This is a genomic window from Polaromonas sp. UC242_47, assembly GCF_044452385.1.
GTDB lineage: Bacteria > Pseudomonadota > Gammaproteobacteria > Burkholderiales > Burkholderiaceae_C > Polaromonas.
The window spans coordinates 2,930,111-2,945,685 of record NZ_JBIOAO010000001.1 but is presented as its reverse complement, the minus strand read 5'-3'; the positions used below and the strand labels follow the sequence as shown (position 1 = coordinate 2,945,685).

Annotated in this window: 14 protein-coding genes; 12 read left to right on the top strand and 2 right to left on the bottom strand. The window is 62.2% G+C overall.

The annotated features are described in order from the left end of the window. Nucleotides 1–27 precede the first annotated feature (27 nt). The 12 genes from ACHMXK_RS14335 (at nt 28) to ACHMXK_RS14280 (ending at nt 14,128) form a co-directional block, all read left to right on the top strand. Nucleotides 28–1,533, top strand: a complete 1,506-nt coding sequence (locus ACHMXK_RS14335) for a class I adenylate-forming enzyme family protein (protein WP_397441224.1) — start codon at nt 28–30, stop codon at nt 1,531–1,533. Nucleotides 1,534–1,609: 76 nt separating this feature from the next. Further along, a complete protein-coding gene (locus tag ACHMXK_RS14330) occupies nt 1,610–2,491 on the top strand; it encodes a MaoC family dehydratase N-terminal domain-containing protein (RefSeq protein WP_397441223.1) in 882 nt (293 codons plus the stop codon). Between the two features lie 27 nt (nt 2,492–2,518). Further along, nucleotides 2,519–3,688, top strand: coding sequence for an acyl-CoA dehydrogenase family protein (locus ACHMXK_RS14325; RefSeq protein WP_397441222.1), 1,170 nt, complete (start codon nt 2,519–2,521; stop codon nt 3,686–3,688). Between the two features lie 643 nt (nt 3,689–4,331). Then, complete coding sequence (locus tag ACHMXK_RS14320) at nt 4,332–5,531, top strand: CaiB/BaiF CoA transferase family protein (protein WP_397441221.1); 1,200 nt, start codon at nt 4,332–4,334, stop codon at nt 5,529–5,531. Nucleotides 5,532–5,625: 94 nt separating this feature from the next. Then, on the top strand, nt 5,626–6,633 hold the full coding sequence (locus tag ACHMXK_RS14315) for a TRAP transporter substrate-binding protein (RefSeq protein ID WP_397441220.1): 1,008 nt from the start codon (nt 5,626–5,628) through the stop codon (nt 6,631–6,633). Between the two features lie 34 nt (nt 6,634–6,667). Continuing rightward, nucleotides 6,668–7,255, top strand: coding sequence for a TRAP transporter small permease (locus ACHMXK_RS14310; RefSeq protein WP_397441219.1), 588 nt, complete (start codon nt 6,668–6,670; stop codon nt 7,253–7,255). After that, a complete protein-coding gene (locus tag ACHMXK_RS14305) occupies nt 7,252–8,532 on the top strand; it encodes a TRAP transporter large permease (protein WP_397441218.1) in 1,281 nt (426 codons plus the stop codon). The genes ACHMXK_RS14310 and ACHMXK_RS14305 overlap by 4 nt, the downstream gene beginning before the upstream one ends. 76 nt (nt 8,533–8,608) lie before the next feature. Beyond that, a complete protein-coding gene (locus tag ACHMXK_RS14300) occupies nt 8,609–9,982 on the top strand; it encodes an MmgE/PrpD family protein (RefSeq protein WP_397442529.1) in 1,374 nt (457 codons plus the stop codon). Then, entirely contained in the window at nt 9,979–10,833 is an 855-nt protein-coding gene (locus tag ACHMXK_RS14295) for an HpcH/HpaI aldolase/citrate lyase family protein (protein ID WP_397441217.1), read from the top strand. Before ACHMXK_RS14300 ends, ACHMXK_RS14295 begins: the two co-directional genes overlap by 4 nt. A 70-nt stretch (nt 10,834–10,903) precedes the next feature. Further along, nucleotides 10,904–12,043 (top strand): M20 family metallopeptidase, encoded by a 1,140-nt coding sequence (locus ACHMXK_RS14290; protein WP_397441216.1) that lies wholly within the window; start codon nt 10,904–10,906, stop codon nt 12,041–12,043. A 3-nt stretch (nt 12,044–12,046) separates the two neighbouring features. Beyond that, nucleotides 12,047–13,015, top strand: coding sequence for a Bug family tripartite tricarboxylate transporter substrate binding protein (locus ACHMXK_RS14285; RefSeq protein WP_397441215.1), 969 nt, complete (start codon nt 12,047–12,049; stop codon nt 13,013–13,015). A gap of 123 nt (nt 13,016–13,138) precedes the next feature. Further along, nucleotides 13,139–14,128: a tripartite tricarboxylate transporter substrate binding protein BugD gene (locus ACHMXK_RS14280; protein ID WP_397441214.1), complete on the top strand. Its 990-nt coding sequence runs from the start codon at nt 13,139–13,141 to the stop codon at nt 14,126–14,128. A gap of 299 nt (nt 14,129–14,427) precedes the next feature. Here the strand turns inward: ACHMXK_RS14280 and ACHMXK_RS14275 are convergent, their stop codons facing one another. Then, nucleotides 14,428–14,712: a GIY-YIG nuclease family protein gene (locus tag ACHMXK_RS14275; protein ID WP_397441213.1), complete on the bottom strand. Its 285-nt coding sequence runs from the start codon at nt 14,710–14,712 to the stop codon at nt 14,428–14,430. Between the two features lie 159 nt (nt 14,713–14,871). Further along, nucleotides 14,872–15,513: an endonuclease III gene (gene nth / locus ACHMXK_RS14270; protein WP_397441212.1), complete on the bottom strand. Its 642-nt coding sequence runs from the start codon at nt 15,511–15,513 to the stop codon at nt 14,872–14,874. Between the last annotated feature and the right edge of the window lie 62 nt (nt 15,514–15,575).

The window sequence follows — 15,575 nt, the reverse complement described above, 5'->3', positions numbered from 1 at the left end:
GCCTTGAATTTTCTCCAGAGACATTGCATGACTGATCAACGTATCCATTCACTGTTTGACCAGCGCCTGAAGGAATCGCCGGACCGGCCTTTCCTGCTTTTGCCGGACGCGAGCATGAGTTACGCCGCCTTGGGCGTCTGGGTGACCCTGCTGGCGCAGGAGTTGCGCGACGACGGTGTGTTGCCCGGCGACCGGGTCATGGTTGTGGCTGAAAACTGCCCCGAACATGTGGCCCTGATCCTGGCCTGCAGCCGTGTGGGGGCCTGGTCCTGTGGCGTCAATGCCCGCATGTCGGCCGGTGAAATCAAGGCCTTTGTCGACAAAGCCGATCCCCGCGTGACCTATTTCACCCAGGGCGTGTCGGAGGCGGCGCAGCAGCACGCGGAGCGCGCAAGTGCCCGACCTTCGGTCCTCGCAGCCTTGCGGCGCAGCCCGGTGCGTGCCGCAGCCAGCGCCGAGCGGGGCGAGTTGGCGCCAGCTGTGGCGGCGGTGATTTTCACCTCCGGCACCACGGGCGCGCCCAAAGGCGTATTGGTCACCCATGCCGGGCTGCTGCAGTTTGCGCGTGTGTCGGCGGCCTCGCGGGCACTGGGACCTGACGATCTGTCCTATGCCTATTTGCCGATGACCCACATCTTTGGCCTGGGCACCGTGTTGATGGCCTCGCTGCATGCCGGCGCCGGCCTGGTGATGCGCAGCCGCTTCGATCCGGAAGACCTGTTCCATGCACTCGCCCACCTGGGGGTATCCAACCTGCAGGGCCCGCCCGCGATGTTTACGCGCCTGCTGGCCTGGCTGGACGAAACCGGTATCGGCAAGCCGGATTGCCCCGAGCTGCGTTATGTCTATACCGGCGCGGCGCCGCTGGACATGGCGCTCAAACAGGCGGTGGAGTCCCGCTTTGGCCAGCCGCTGTACCACGGCTACGGCCTGTCCGAATATGCCGGCGCCTTGTGTCTGACCCCGCGTGGCGTGGCGCGCCAGGACACCTCGGCAGGTTACCTGGTGGACGGTGCCGAGCTGCGTATCGTGGACAGCAGCGGCGCCGATGCCCCGGCCGGTGAACGGGGCGAGATCTGGATGCGCGGCGTCGGCCTGATGCCCGGTTACCTCGGTGATGACGCCGCCACGGTCCAGGTGATGCGCCCCGGCGGTTGGTACGCCAGCGGCGATCTGGGTTATCTGGCGACCGACGGCGCCTTGTTTGTCGTGGGTCGGCTCAAGGAAATGATCATTCGCTCCGGTTTCAATGTGTACCCCGGCGAGGTGGAAGCCGTGCTCAACCGTTTTGCCGGCATCCAGCGTAGCGCTGTCATCGGGCGGCGCGAGTCCGACGGCAACGAGGAAATACTGGCGTTTGTCGAACTTGTTCCCGATACAACGCTCGACATGGCCGCGCTGCAGGCCTTCATTCGGGAGAACCTGGCGCCTTACAAACGCCCGGCGCAGGTTCTTCCCATCGCATCGCTGCCCATGACCCACAGCGGCAAGGTGCTCAAACGCAGCCTGCTGGAACTGTATCCGCAGCCCTAAGCTTCATTTTTGATGAAGCCTTGCTCTCAAATTTGCAGATTGCATTGACAGGCATCTCGCGCGACGATCACACACCATGAATACAGACATTCGAACCCTGGACGCCGCCAAGCTGGCCCATCTGCAAAGCTGGGTCGGCAAGACCGAGACCCTGAGCGACGACATCACCGCTGCGCCGCTGCGTGCCTTGTCGGCCACGCTGGACCGCGACGATGCCGACCCGCTGCCCGGCACGGCGCTGCCGGCCTTGTGGCACTGGCTGTATTTTTTGCCGCACCAACGCCAGTCCGAGATTGGCCCCGACGGCCATGCCAAACGCGGCGGTTTTTTGCCGCCGGTGCCGCTGCCGCGCCGCATGTGGGCGGGCGGGCGCCTGCAATGGCATCAGCCGGTTTTGCAGGTCGGAGACGCGGTCAAACGAATATCTCGCATTGAATCGGTCACGCACAAGGCCGGCCGTACCGGTGACCTGCTGTTTGTGCTGGTGAAACACGAGCTGCACAACGCCCGGGGCCTGGCGCTCAGCGAAGAACACGACATCGTCTATCGCGCCAACCCCCAGCCCGGCGACCCGGTGCCGCCGCCGCAAGCTGCAGCTCAGGGCGCCGCATGGACGCGTGCCATCGTTCCCGATGACGTGTTGTTGTTCCGATATTCGGCGCTGACCTTCAATGGCCACCGCATTCACTATGACCGGCGTTATGTCACCGAGGTCGAGGGTTACCCCGGCCTCATCGTGCACGGCCCGCTGATCGCTACTTTGCTGGTGGACTTGTTGCGCCAAAACCTGCCCGGCGCCCGTTTGCTGAATTTCCAGTTTCGCGCGGTGCGACCGGTGTTTGACATCGCGCCGTTCAAGATCCACGGCACACCATCGCCCGATGGCAAAACCGTGCAGCTCTGGACCGAAGACCACGAAGGCTGGCTCACCATGCAAGCCACGGCCACGCTGGCCTGATTTCTTTCTTATTCAACAAACACAGCCATGAAAACCCAGATTCCCACTCCCGACGCCTACCAGGACATGCGCGAAGCCTTGCGCGGCATGCTGGCCGGTTTTGATTCCGCCTACTGGCAAAAAGTCGACCACGAGCGTGCTTATCCCGAAACCTTTGTCAACGCGCTGACCGAAGCCGGCTGGCTGGCCGCGCTGATTCCGGCCGAATACGGCGGCTCCGGCCTGGGCCTGGCCGAAGCCTCGGTGATCATGGAAGAGATCAACTTCGCCGGCGGCAACGCCGGCGCCTGTCACGGCCAGATGTACAACATGGGCACCTTGCTGCGCCATGGCTCGGACGCGCAGAAAAAAATGTACCTGCCCAAGATCGCGACCGGCGAGTTGCGCCTGCAGTCCATGGCCGTGACCGAGCCGACCACGGGCACCGACACCACCCAGCTCAAGACCACCGCCGTCAAGAAGGGCGACAAGTATGTGGTCAACGGGCAAAAGGTCTGGATATCGCGTATCCAGCATTCCGACCTGATGATTCTGCTGGCGCGCACCACGCCGCTGGCCGAGGTCAAGAAAAAGTCCGAAGGCATGTCGATTTTTATCGTCAACCTGAAAGACGCGATTGGCCAAGGCATGGCGGTGCAGCCGATTGCCAATATGGTCAACCACGAAACCAATGAAGTCTTTTTCGACAACCTGGAAATCCCTGCGGCAAACCTGATCGGCGAAGAAGGCAAAGGCTTCAAATACATCCTCGACGGCCTGAATGCCGAGCGCACCTTGATCGCCGCCGAATGTATTGGTGACGCCTACTGGTTTGTCGACAAGGCGCGCCGTTACGCCAGCGAGCGCGTGGTGTTCAACCGACCCATCGGCCAGAACCAGGGTGTGCAGTTCCCCATGGCCGACGCCTACATCGAGACCGAAGCCGCCAACCTGATGCGTTTCAAGGCCTGCGAGTTGTTTGACGCCGGAAAACCCTGCGGCGCTGAAGCCAACATGGCCAAGTACCTGGCGGCCAAAGCCTCGTGGGAGGCCGCCAATATGTGTCTGCAAACCCATGGGGGTTTTGGTTTTGCCTGTGAATACGACGTGGAACGCAAGTTCCGTGAGACGCGGCTTTACCAGGTGGCGCCGATTTCTACGAATTTGATTTATTCCTATGTGGCTGAGCATTTGCTTGGTTTGCCGAGATCGTTCTGAACGGATTCGTTGAAGAGATGAACCGTTCATTGATTCCTGCTGTTTTGGTTTGCCAACTGGCCGGGGGTTGCCCGGCGGCAACTCACTTTCTTTTGCTTCGCCAAAAGAAAGTAAGCAAAGAAAAGGCGACCCCGCTGTCTGCGTCCCCTTCGCTGACGCTCAGGGGCAACCTGCGGTGCTCGGTCCAGCCGGGGTCGAGCTCGAACTCGCCTTCGGCTCAGACAATCGCTCGCCCTGATCCGGCTGGCCCTGCGCTCCTCGGCGCATACAGAAGGGGTGGGGGAGTGGGAACGCAATCGGGCTCCGGCCATGGCGCGCAAAGCGCGCCATGGCCTCCCCGCATCCGGTTTTCTCCGCAAAGCCCGTTTGGCAGGGCCGAGGAGCACAGCCAAAAGCGGATCAGGGCGAGCGATTGTCTGAGCGCAGCGAGTTCGAGCTCGACCCCGCTTTTGGCGCGCACCGCAGGTTGCCCGCAGCGAAGCGCAGGGACCCGGCCAGTCGGGTCGCCTTTCTTTTCCTTAGGTTTCTTTGGCGAAGCAAAGAAACGTAAGTCGCCCGCCGGGGCGAGTCCCGGCTTGCAGACAAACCGCTATCGCCCTATCAACGCAGCAGCCAAGGCGATCAGTGCCCGAATGGATACCCAATGACAAACCAGACACGCCCCCTCGATGGCATCACCGTCATCTCCCTCGAACACGCCATCGCCGCACCGTTCTGCACCCGACAGCTCGCCGACCTGGGCGCCCGCGTGATCAAGGTCGAGCGCCCCGGCGCCGGCGACTTTGCGCGGGCCTATGATCAGCGGGTGGATGGCATGGCCTCGCATTTCGTCTGGGTCAACCGCTCCAAGGAAAGTTTGACGCTAGATCTGAAACAACCAGCGGCGCTGGCGGTGCTCAGGCAGTTGTTGAGCACGGCCGATGTGCTGGTACAAAACCTGGCGCCCGGTGCGTCGGCGCGCATGGGCCTGGGCTTTGAGGAACTGAGCGCGGTCAACCCCAAGCTGATCGTTTGTGACATTTCCGGTTACGGCGAAGACGGTCCTTACCGCGACAAAAAAGCCTACGACTTGTTGATTCAGAGCGAAGCGGGATTTTTGTCGGTGACCGGCACACCGGAAGAGCCTTGCAAGTCGGGCAACTCGATGGCCGATATCGCCGCTGGCATGTATGCCTACACCAGCATCTTGGCGGCGCTGCTGCAGCGCGACAAAGTCGGCGGAAGCGGTCAGGGCGCACACATCGACGTGTCCATGCTTGAATCGCTGGCCGAGTGGATGGGTTACCCCATGTATTACGCCTATGACGGTGCGCCACCACCGCCGCGCAGTGCGGCGGCCCACGCCACGATCTACCCTTATGGGCCGTTTGCGGCAGGTGATGGCGGCACCGTCATGCTGGGGCTGCAGAACGAGCGCGAGTGGAAGGTGTTTTGCGAGGTCGTGTTGCAGGACGCGGCGCTGGCTACCGACCCGCGTTTTGACAGCAACGCGCGCCGCAATGAGCACCGCGAGGCGCTCAAAGCCATCATCCTGGGCGCTTTTGGCCGGCTCACCACCGCCGGCGTGCTGGCGCGCTTGGACGAGGCACAGATTGCCAACGCGCGCATGAACGACATGGCCGGGCTCTGGGCCCATCCGCAACTGCAGGCGCGCCAGCGCTGGCAGAACGTGGGCTCACCGGTCGGCGACATTCCGGCGCTGCTGCCGCCAGGCCGCAACAGCCGCTTTGACTACCGCATGGACCCGATTCCCGCCGTGGGCCAGCATACCGACGCACTGCTGACCGAGCTGGGCCTGGGCAGCGCGCAGATTTTGCAACTTCGCGCTGAAGGCACGATCTGAGCTAGGGGTAGCGAGCTTATTTCCCTAAAAGGTCAGTCCCAGAATCGATACGCTACCCCGGCTCCATACATCCATTAACACCAGGAGACAAGCCATGACCCATCCCATCACCCGCCGTACCGTTCTCGCTGGCGCTGCCGTGCTCGCAGCGCCGCTGGCGTTTGCGCAGGCGCAGGCGCCTATCGTCATCAAGTTCAGTCACGTGGTTGCGCCGAACACGCCCAAGGGCAGTGGCGCCGAGTTCTTCGCCAAGCGCGCCGCCGAACTGACCAAGGGCCGGGTCAAGGTGGAGGTCTACCCGAATAGCCAGCTTTACAAGGACAAGGAGGAGCTCGAGGCACTGCAACTGGGCGCGGTGCAGATGCTCGCGCCCTCGCTGGCCAAGTTTGGCCCGCTGGGGGTGAAGGAGTTCGAAGCCTTTGATCTGCCCTTTATCTTTCCGGACAAGGCGGCGCTGCGCAAGATCACCGACGGCGCCGTGGGCGCCAGGCTCATGGCCAAGCTTGACCCGAAAGGCTTCAAGGGTCTGGCCTACTGGGACAACGGCTTCAAGATCATGACGGCCAACAAGCCCATCATGAAGCCTGAGGACATGAAGGGCATGAAGGTACGCATCCAGTCGTCCAAGGTGCTGGAGGCGCAGATGCGCGCGCTGGGTGCGATCCCCCAGGTGATGGCTTTCTCAGAGGTCTACCAGGCTTTGCAGACCGGTGTGGTCGATGGGACAGAGAACACGCCGTCCAATGTCTACTCGCAAAAGACGCACGAGGTCCAGCCCTTTGGCGCGCTCACCGACCACGGCTACATTGGGTATGCGGTGATCGTCAATAAAAAGTTTTGGGAAGGGCTGCCGGCCGACATCCGCAGTGCGCTGGACCAGGCGATGAAGGACGCCACCGAGCGCAACAACGAGGTATCACAACGCGACAACGACGAAGCCATCGCGGCCATGAAGGCCAGCGGCAAGATCAAGCTGCACACGCTCACGCCCGAAGAAAAACAGTTGTGGATCGCCAAGCTCAAGCCGGTGCACAAGGAGATGGCCTCACGGGTCGGCCCGGCGCTGATTCAGGAAATCTACCAGGCGCTGGGAACCAAGTAAGCGCTCCCCGGAACCCCCTGCGGGAAACAGCCCCATGAAAATACTCGACCGTCTCGAGGAATGGCTGATCGCCAGCCTCATGGGCGCCGCGACCTTGCTGATTTTTGTCGCCGTCATTCACCGCTATGCCGCCGGCCTGCCGATACCCGGCGTGCAGGACTGGTTGCTGCACATCAACCTGAGCTGGGCCCAGGAGTTGTGCATTTTCATGTTTGTGTGGATGGCCAAGTTCGGCGCGGCCTATGGCGTGCGCACCGGCATTCACGTTGGCGTGGATGTGCTGGTCAACCGGCTGAACGCGCCCATGCGGCGCAAGGTTGTGTTGTTCGGCTTGTTTGCCGGGGCGCTGTTCACGGCGGTGGTTGGTACGCTGGGCGCGCGGCTGGTCTGGGGCCTGTCGCATACCGACCAGACCACGCCCGATCTGGAGCTGCCGAGCTGGATCGCCTACCTCGCTGTGCCGTTGGGCTCCTACCTGATGTGTTTTCGCTTCCTGCAAGTGGCGGTGCAGTTCTGGACGACTGGCGAATTGCCGCGGCACGACCACAGCCATGTGGAGGGTCTGGAGGCCGGAGGCGACGCGGCGACCACCGGGCCGATGGATGCTGGGGAGCGCAAATGAACGGCATCATCATTTTTACCGTGCTGCTGGCGCTCATGCTGACCGGCATGCCGGTGTCGATTGCGCTCGGGCTGACCGTGCTGACTTTTCTGTTCACGATGACCAGCGTGCCGCTCGAGGCGGTAGCGCTCAAGTTGTTCACGGGCATCGAAAACTTCGAGATCATGGCGATCCCGTTTTTTATTCTGGCCGGCAACTTTCTGACCCACGGCGGGGTGGCCAAACGCATGATCAATTTCGCCTCGTCGATGGTCGGCCACTGGTACGGCGGCCTGGGCTTGAGCGGGGTCATGGCTTGCGCGCTGTTTGCGGCGGTCTCGGGGTCCAGCCCGGCCACCGTGGTCGCAATCGGCTCGATCCTGATGCCGGCGATGGTCAAGGCCGGGTTTCCGAACCGCTTCGGCGCCGGCGTGATCACGACCTCAGGCGCCTTGGGCATCCTGATCCCGCCGTCGATCGTGATGGTGATGTACGCGGTGGCGACCAACACCTCGATAGGCGCGCTGTTCATGGCGGGCGTGGTGCCAGGCATCGCCCTGGCGTTATTGCTCGGCGCCGTGACCTGGTACCGCGCCTGGAAAAACGGCTACCCGCGGCTGCCCAGGATGAGCTGGCGCGCGCGCGCCAAGGCGTTTCGCGAGGCGATCTGGGGCCTGCTGTTGATCGTGGTGGTGATGGGCGGCATCTACACCGGCATCTTCACGCCGACCGAGGCCGCCGCGATGAGCGCGGTGTATGCATTTTTTGTCGCTGTGTTTGTCTACAAAGACCTGACGCTCAAGGACGTGCCCCGGGTGCTGCTCAGTTCGGCCAACATGAGCGCGATGCTGCTTTACATCATCACCAACGCGGTGATGTTCTCCTTCATCCTGGCCAACGAGAACATTCCGCAAAGCCTGGGCAACTGGATGGTCGGCCAGGGGCTGGGGACCGTCAGCTTCCTGCTGGCGTGCAATGTGATTCTTCTGGTCGCGGGTAACTTCATGGAGCCTTCGTCGATTGTGCTGATCTTCGCGCCCATCCTGTTCCCGGTGGCCGTCAAGCTCGGTATCGATCCGGTTCACTTCGGCATCATGATGGTCGTCAACATGGAGGTCGGCATGTGCCACCCGCCGGTGGGCCTGAATCTGTATGTGGCCAGCGGCATCACCAAGATGGGCATCACCGAACTCACGGTGGCGGTCTGGCCGTGGCTGCTGGCGATGCTGGGTTTCCTCGGCGTCGTCACCTACTGGCCGGGGCTGTCCTTGTGGCTGCCGCACCTCTTGCTCAAGTAGGCTGGTCTAGATTTGCTATTAATAACATAGCTATTTTCGCAGGCAGCATAAGGGCTGCAGGCATATTTTATTGAGAATCATGCACGACATTCACTCTCCCTCCGCCCAACTCGCCGCCTTCGCCGCCGGCCTGACATTCGACGCCATCCCCGCACCTGTCATACGCAAGACCGAAGACCTGCTGGTGGACTGGTTTGGTTCGGCCATTGCCGGCAAGGGCTCACGCCCGGTCGAAACCATCACGCGGTTTGCCGCCAGCATGGGGCCAGCCAGCGGCGCGGCCGAAGTGCTGATCAACCGCAGCCAGAGCAGCGCCTACTTCGCCGCCATGGCGAATGCGGCGGCCTCACATGTGGCCGAGCAGGACGATGTGCACAACGGCTCGGTGTTTCACCCGGCCACGGTGGTGTTCCCGGCCGCGCTGGCCATGGCGCAAACCCTGGGCAGCAGTGGCAAGGCTTTGCTGACGGCGGCGGTGGTGGGTTACGAAGTCGGCATCCGTGTCGGCGAGTTTTTGGGCCGCTCGCATTACAAGGTTTTTCACACCACCGGTACCGCCGGCACGCTGGCGGCCGCGGCCGCCGCGGGCAGCTTGCTGGGGTTGAATACGGCGCAGATGCAACATGCGTTTGGTTCGGCCGGCACGCAGTCGGCCGGACTCTGGGAGTTTTTGCGCACGGCCGCCGATTCCAAGCAGTTGCACACTGCCCATGCGGCGGCGGCAGGTTTGATGTCGGCTTATCTGGCGAAAGACGGTTTCACCGGTGCCGCGCAAATCCTCGAAGGCCCGCAAGGCATGGCTGCCGGCATGTCCAGCGACGCCGATCCGGCCAAGTTGACCGATGGCCTGGGCACACGCTGGGCCACAGCCGAAACGTCTTTCAAGTACCACGCCTCCTGTCGCCACACGCACCCGGCGGCCGATGCGCTGTTGCAGGTGATGCAGGCGCATCAGCTCCAACCGGCCGATCTGGCGCGAGTGGTCACGCATGTGCACCAGGGCGCGATCGACGTGTTGGGCCCTGTCGTCAACCCGGCCACCGTGCACCAGAGCAAATTTTCCATGGGCACGGTGCTGGGCCTGGTCGCGCGTTTTGGCCATGCCGGCCTGGTGGAGTTCGACCAACATTTCCAGGAAGAACTCACGGTCGCCTTGCGTGAAAAGGTCGAGATGGTGCTGGACGTCGAAGTGGATGCGGCCTACCCGCGCCGCTGGATAGGCAAGGTCACGGTCACCACCACCGATGGCCGCACGCTGCAGGGCCGGGTGGACGAACCCAAGGGCGACCCCGGCAACACCTTGAGCCGCGACGAAATCACCGCCAAGGCGCAGCGGCTGGCGGCCTTCAGCCAGGGCGCGACCGAGGCCGAGATGGCACGCGCGATCGATGGCTTGTGGGCCATCGCGCAGAGCGCCAAGGTCGGGCGTCTGCTGGAAAGCCGTGCATGAGTGCCATCCACCTGGCGCGCTCCTTTCTTTTTGTGCCCGCCAATCGCCCCGAGCGTTATGCCAAGGCGCTGGCCTCGGGCGCAGACGCAGTGATCATCGATCTGGAAGACGCCGTGGCGCCCGATGCGAAAACAGCGGCGCGCCAGCAACTGGCCCAAGGTTTTGCCAGCCTGTCGGCCGCTGACCGAACCCGTGTGCTGGTGCGTATCAACGCCGACGGCACGCCCTGGCAGGAGGATGACCTCCAACTGCTGGCGCAGCTCGCGCAAGGCGGGCTGGCCGGTGTGGTCTTGCCCAAGGTGGAGTCGGCGGCCGAGATCAGCCGCGTGTCGGCCCGTGTCGGCCACAACTGCGCGCTGCTGCCCATGCTGGAGTCGGCCGCTGGCCTGGCGGCGCTGGATTCTCTTGCTGGCGGCGAAGGCGTGACCCGGCTGGTGTTTGGCAACCTTGATTTTCAGGCGGACCTGGGCATGGCTTGCGGGCCCGACGAAGCCGAGTTGCAGCCGGTGCGGCTGGCCCTGGTGCTGGCCTCGCGCCGCGCCGGCTTGGCCGCGCCTGTCGATGGTGTCACGCCCGGCACGGATGATCTGGCGCAACTGCAGCGGGATGCCGAGCGCAGCCGGCGCGGCGGCTTTGGCGCCAAGCTGTGTATTCACCCGACCCAGGTGGCTGCGGTGCATGCGGCCTTTGCCCCGTCGCCTGAGCAGCTCGCGTGGGCCAGCCGCGTGGTGGCAGGTTTCGAGCTCGCACAGGGCGGCGTGTTCAGTGTCGACGGTCGCATGGTCGATGCGCCTGTGGTCAAGCTGGCGAAGCAGATGCTGCGGCGCACCAGCGTCTTGTCCAAAGAGTGAGCGGCAGCCAAACGTGCGTCGGAGCGCCCGAGCGCGGATAGTTCAGCAGTCATACGATGAAAGGAACGAGATGAAGGAATTCGAAACCTGGTTTCAAGGCCAGTTTGACCAGTACGTGAAAGACCTGGAGACCCTGGTCAACATCGACTCTGGCAGTCGGGACCAGGAAGGCGTGCGCCAGGTGCTTGCCTGGCTGGAAACATTTTTCAAACAGCGCAATATCCCGTGTGAGCGGCACCACCACGGCGAGACCTGGGTGGCCTTGTCGGCATCGGTGGGAGAGGCTGCAGCGCGCGAGAAAAACATTCTGCTGCTGGGCCATTGCGACACCGTGTTTCCTGCGGGAGAGGCCGCGCGTCGACCGTTCAAGGTCAAGGACGGCATCGGCTACGGCCCTGGCGTGACAGACATGAAGGCGGGCGTGCTGATGAACGCCTACCTGTTACATGCATGGCAACTGATGGGGCGCCAGGACATGGCGCTGAGCTGCCTGTTCACGTCGGACGAGGAAATCGCTTCGCCGCGCAGCGCCGAGGCGGTGGCCGCTTTTTCCACCCGCAGTGCCTATGTCTTTAATTCGGAGCCCGGGCGCCCGAACGGTAACGTGGTGATTGGGCGCCGGGGCGGCGTGTTCTTCGGCCTCGAGATTCAGGGTAGGGCGGCGCACGCCGGCAATAACTTTTATGAGGGCATCAGCGCCATTTCATCGTTGGCAGACAAGATCCGCCAGATCGATCAACTGACCTCACGCGAGGACGACGTCACGGTGAGCGTTGGCTTGATCCGCGGCGGGGTGTCGGTCAACACGGTGGCGCCCCATGCCAGTGCGGAGATTGATCTGCGCGTGCCCGACATGGCGCAGCGTGACCGCTACTACACCTTGATTGGTGATATCTGTCGAGACAATCCGCGCGGCGAAACCTCATCGCTGACCATCAAGGGAGAGTTCCAGTCCTTTGTACAGAGCGACGCCTCCAAGCGGCTGGCCGAAATGTATTTGTCCACCTCGGTCAAACACGGCTTGATGGTGCAGGGCCAATTCACAGGCGGTTGCTCCGACGCCGGCATTGCCTCAACCTGCGGCGCGGCCGTGATCTGCGCGGTAGGCCCCAGCGGCGGCGGCTACCACACCGAAGACGAATACGTCGACTTGGGCAGCGTGGTGCCCAAGGCCAGCATTTTGTTCAACACCATGAAGCAATTGGGATAAAGCATGAAGTCTATTTTCAGAACGTTTTTGGCCATATCTCTGGCGCTGGGCTGCGGCCTGAACGCCACGGCGCAGAGCATGGACACCGAGCGAATCATCGTTCCTTACCCCGCCGGTGGCCCCAGCGACGCGACGGGGCGCACCTTTGCCAATGCGCTGGGTGACGCCGGCAGCCGTTTCATCGTCGAAAACATTGCTGGCGCCACCGGCCTGGTGGCGGTGAACAAGTTTCTGGCCAACCCGAAGGGCCAGGTGTTCCAGGGCACGCAGAACGAAGTCGTGTTGCCCGTACTCCTTAACCCAGCGGCCAAATTCAAGTCTGAAGACTTTCTGCCAGTGCAATACGTGACCAAGACGCACCTGGTCATTGTCACACGCAAGAACCTGGGTGTGAAGACGCTGGACGACTTCTTCGCATTGGCCAAAAAGCGCGAGGCGGATCCGCTGTCGTATGGCACGGTCGGCATCGGCTCGCTGTACCACATCATTGGCGAATACATGGCGCGTACCAAGCAGGTCAAGTTCAACCACATTCCGTACAAGGGCGCAGCGCCAGCGCTGCAGGACTTGCTGGGCAGGCAGATCGATTTTTCCATCATTCCCTACCAGACCTCCTTGGACGAGATGCGGGACAAGGGCATGCTGAACATCATCGCCGTGTTTTCGAAGAACGTGCCGAACACGCTGGCAGGGGTGGAGCCGGTGACCCGTCACAAGGGCCTGGAGAACTTCGAATTCGCGAGCTTCGCGGGTTTCTACCTCAAGAGCAACGCCTCCGAAGCCGACATCGCCAAGTACCACGCGCTGTTTTCCAAGGCCGTGGCCAGCGACAAGGTCAAGAGCGCGCTGTCGGCTGATGGCAGAACCGTCATGCCGCCTATGTCCGTCAAGGACGCGGGCGATACCTACCGCACGGAAATCGCGAAGTACACCAAGATGTTGAATGAGTTGAAGGACATCAAGTTCAACTGATGGTGCGTGGCGCAACAAACCCTGGCTTCGCAAACTGGAAATTGAAGCGAAGCCGGGGTATTCCTCGATGGCAGGGTGGTAAGCGCCGCTGTACATTTTTTAAACAATCACAAGGAGACAAAGATGAAGTCGAAATTTAAAACCCTGCTGCTGGCTTGCGCCGCGGCCACCACCCTGGGCGCGGGCACACAGGCACACAGCCAGGCCGCTTTTCCGGACAAACCGGTGTCCATGGTGGTGCCGTTTGCCGCTGGCGGCCCCACCGATGTGGTCGCCCGCATGATTGCCATTCCCATGGGCAAGGCGCTGGGTCAGACCGTGCTGGTCGAAAACACCGTCGGTGCCGGTGGCACCATTGCGTCTGCCCGCGTGGCACGCGCCACGCCCAATGGCTACATGATTTTTCTGCACCACATGGGCATGGCCACCGCGCCCGCGTTGTACCGCAAGCTCAGCTTTGACCCGCTGAAAGACTTTGAATACATCGGCCAGGTGGTCGATGTGCCCATGACCATGCTGGCCCGCAAGGACTTTCCGGCCGCCAACTTTGCCGAGCTGCAGGCCTACCTCAAGACAAACGGCAGCAAGGTGTCGCTGGCCAATGCCGGGCTAGGCGCGGTGTCGCACCTGTGCGGTTTGTTGTTCATGAGCCAGATGGGTGTGGAACTCAACACCATTCCCTACAAAGGCACAGGCCCGGCCATGAACGATCTGCTCGGTGGCCAGGTGGACTTGCTGTGTGACCAGACCACACAAACCGTGCCGCTGATCAAGGACGGTCGCGTCAAGGTCTACGGCGTGACCTCGCTGAACCGCCTGTCCGCCTTGCCCAATGTGCCCACCTTGAATGAACAAGGCCTCAAGGGTTTTGAAGTCAAGGTCTGGCACGGCATGTACGCCCCCAAAGGCACACCCGCCCCCGTGCTCGAAAAACTCAACGCCGCCTTGCGCACCGCCATGCAAGACCCCATGGTCAAGCAGCGCCTGGCCGAGCTGAGCTCTGACGTTCCGCCTATGGACAAAATCTCCGCCGCCGGCTTGAAGACGCACCTGGAAGCCGAGATCAACAAATGGGGCCCGGTCATCAAGAAGGCCGGTATTTACGCGGATTGAGGCTTTTCTTAAGCAAAAAAATCCTGTAGCCCTTTAATGACGGGCGCAAGCAGCTATTGATTTAATAGCGATCCGGGCTGCGAGAAAAACTGTCATGCCGGACTTGAGGAGCCTGCCCCGGACCTGATCCGGGGGCATCCATGTCACATGAACCACTCCCCGGGTAGGTGTGGCATGGATGGCGGGTCAAGCCCGCCATGACAAATGTGCGGGCGAGTCCCTCTAGCCGTGTCATCCCGGACTCGATCCGGGATCCATGCCGCATGAACCATTGACCATGCTGTGCGGGAGGCATCGCCTCAAAGCAGCGTGTCGTACAAATCCCGCCAGCCTGCATTGGATTTTTCAATCAATGCCACCTTCCAGGCTCGCGTCCAGTTCTTGAATTGTTTTTCCTTGTGGATGGCCGCCTCGACGGATGGCGTGGATTCGAACCACACCAGTTGATGCACGGCGTAGCGGCTGGTGAATCCCTCGACCAGTCCGTGTTTGTGCTCGTACACCCGACGTACCAGGTTGTTGGTGACGCCGACGTATAGCGTCCCGTTCTTCTTGCTGGCCAGGAGGTAGACAAAGTAGTCCATGGCGCATTGTTGCCGTTATCGCCGTCCCCGACTACTGAGTCTGTCATCCCGGACTCGATCCGGGATCCATAGCGCATGCATCACCCCCCCGGCATGCGTGACATGGATTGCGGGTCAAGCCCGCAATGACAAGTGTGCGGATAAGTCTCTCAAGCCGTGTCAGGTCGGCTGCGGCGTCTTGGGCGTGAAGTCGCAATACGGCGCCACCGCGCACTGCCAGCACATCGGTTTGCGCGCCACACACACATAACGCCCGTGCAGGATCAGCCAGTGGTGCGCGTCCACCAGGTACTCGGGCGGAATACGTTTGAGCAGTTTTTTCTCCACCTCCAGCGGGGTCTTGCCCGGCGCCAGCCCGGTGCGGTTGCCCATGCGAAAGATATGCGTGTCCACCGCCATGGTGGCTTCGCCAAAGGCCGAGTTCAGCACCACGTTGGCGGTCTTGCGGCCCACGCCGGGCAGGGCCTCCAGCGCCTCGCGGCTGCGCGGCACCTGGCCGCCATGCAGGTCCACCAGCATGCGGCAGGTCTGCAGCAGGTGTTTGGCCTTGCTGTGGTACAGGCCAATGGTCTTGATGTAGTTCTCCAGGCCGTCCAGGCCCAGGTCCAGAATCGCCTGCGGCGTGTTGGCCACCGGAAACAGCTTGCGTGTGGCCTTGTTCACACCCACATCGGTGGCCTGCGCCGACAGCAGCACGGCGGTCAGCAGTTCAAACACGCTGGTGTATTCCAGCTCGGTCACCGGCATCGGGTTGGCGGCTTTCAGGGTGGCAAAAAACGAGGCAATGTCGGCAGTTTTCATGCCGCCACTGTAACCACAATGGCGGGCCGGCTTCAAAGCCGCCAACAGGCGCTCTGGCTGGC

What these genes read in the sequence shown, in the direction of transcription:
- ACHMXK_RS14335 (WP_397441224.1), top strand. Translation starts at nt 28, where the DNA reads ATGACTGATCAACGTATCCATTCACTGTTTGACCAGCGCCTGAAGGAA.
- ACHMXK_RS14330 (WP_397441223.1), top strand. Translation starts at nt 1,610, where the DNA reads ATGAATACAGACATTCGAACCCTGGACGCCGCCAAGCTGGCCCATCTG.
- ACHMXK_RS14325 (WP_397441222.1), top strand. Translation starts at nt 2,519, where the DNA reads ATGAAAACCCAGATTCCCACTCCCGACGCCTACCAGGACATGCGCGAA.
- ACHMXK_RS14320 (WP_397441221.1), top strand. Translation starts at nt 4,332, where the DNA reads ATGACAAACCAGACACGCCCCCTCGATGGCATCACCGTCATCTCCCTC.
- ACHMXK_RS14315 (WP_397441220.1), top strand. Translation starts at nt 5,626, where the DNA reads ATGACCCATCCCATCACCCGCCGTACCGTTCTCGCTGGCGCTGCCGTG.
- ACHMXK_RS14310 (WP_397441219.1), top strand. Translation starts at nt 6,668, where the DNA reads ATGAAAATACTCGACCGTCTCGAGGAATGGCTGATCGCCAGCCTCATG.
- ACHMXK_RS14305 (WP_397441218.1), top strand. Translation starts at nt 7,252, where the DNA reads ATGAACGGCATCATCATTTTTACCGTGCTGCTGGCGCTCATGCTGACC.
- ACHMXK_RS14295 (WP_397441217.1), top strand. Translation starts at nt 9,979, where the DNA reads ATGAGTGCCATCCACCTGGCGCGCTCCTTTCTTTTTGTGCCCGCCAAT.
- ACHMXK_RS14290 (WP_397441216.1), top strand. Translation starts at nt 10,904, where the DNA reads ATGAAGGAATTCGAAACCTGGTTTCAAGGCCAGTTTGACCAGTACGTG.
- ACHMXK_RS14285 (WP_397441215.1), top strand. Translation starts at nt 12,047, where the DNA reads ATGAAGTCTATTTTCAGAACGTTTTTGGCCATATCTCTGGCGCTGGGC.
- ACHMXK_RS14280 (WP_397441214.1), top strand. Translation starts at nt 13,139, where the DNA reads ATGAAGTCGAAATTTAAAACCCTGCTGCTGGCTTGCGCCGCGGCCACC.
- ACHMXK_RS14275 (WP_397441213.1), bottom strand. Translation starts at nt 14,712, where the DNA reads ATGGACTACTTTGTCTACCTCCTGGCCAGCAAGAAGAACGGGACGCTA.
- nth (WP_397441212.1), bottom strand. Translation starts at nt 15,513, where the DNA reads ATGAAAACTGCCGACATTGCCTCGTTTTTTGCCACCCTGAAAGCCGCC.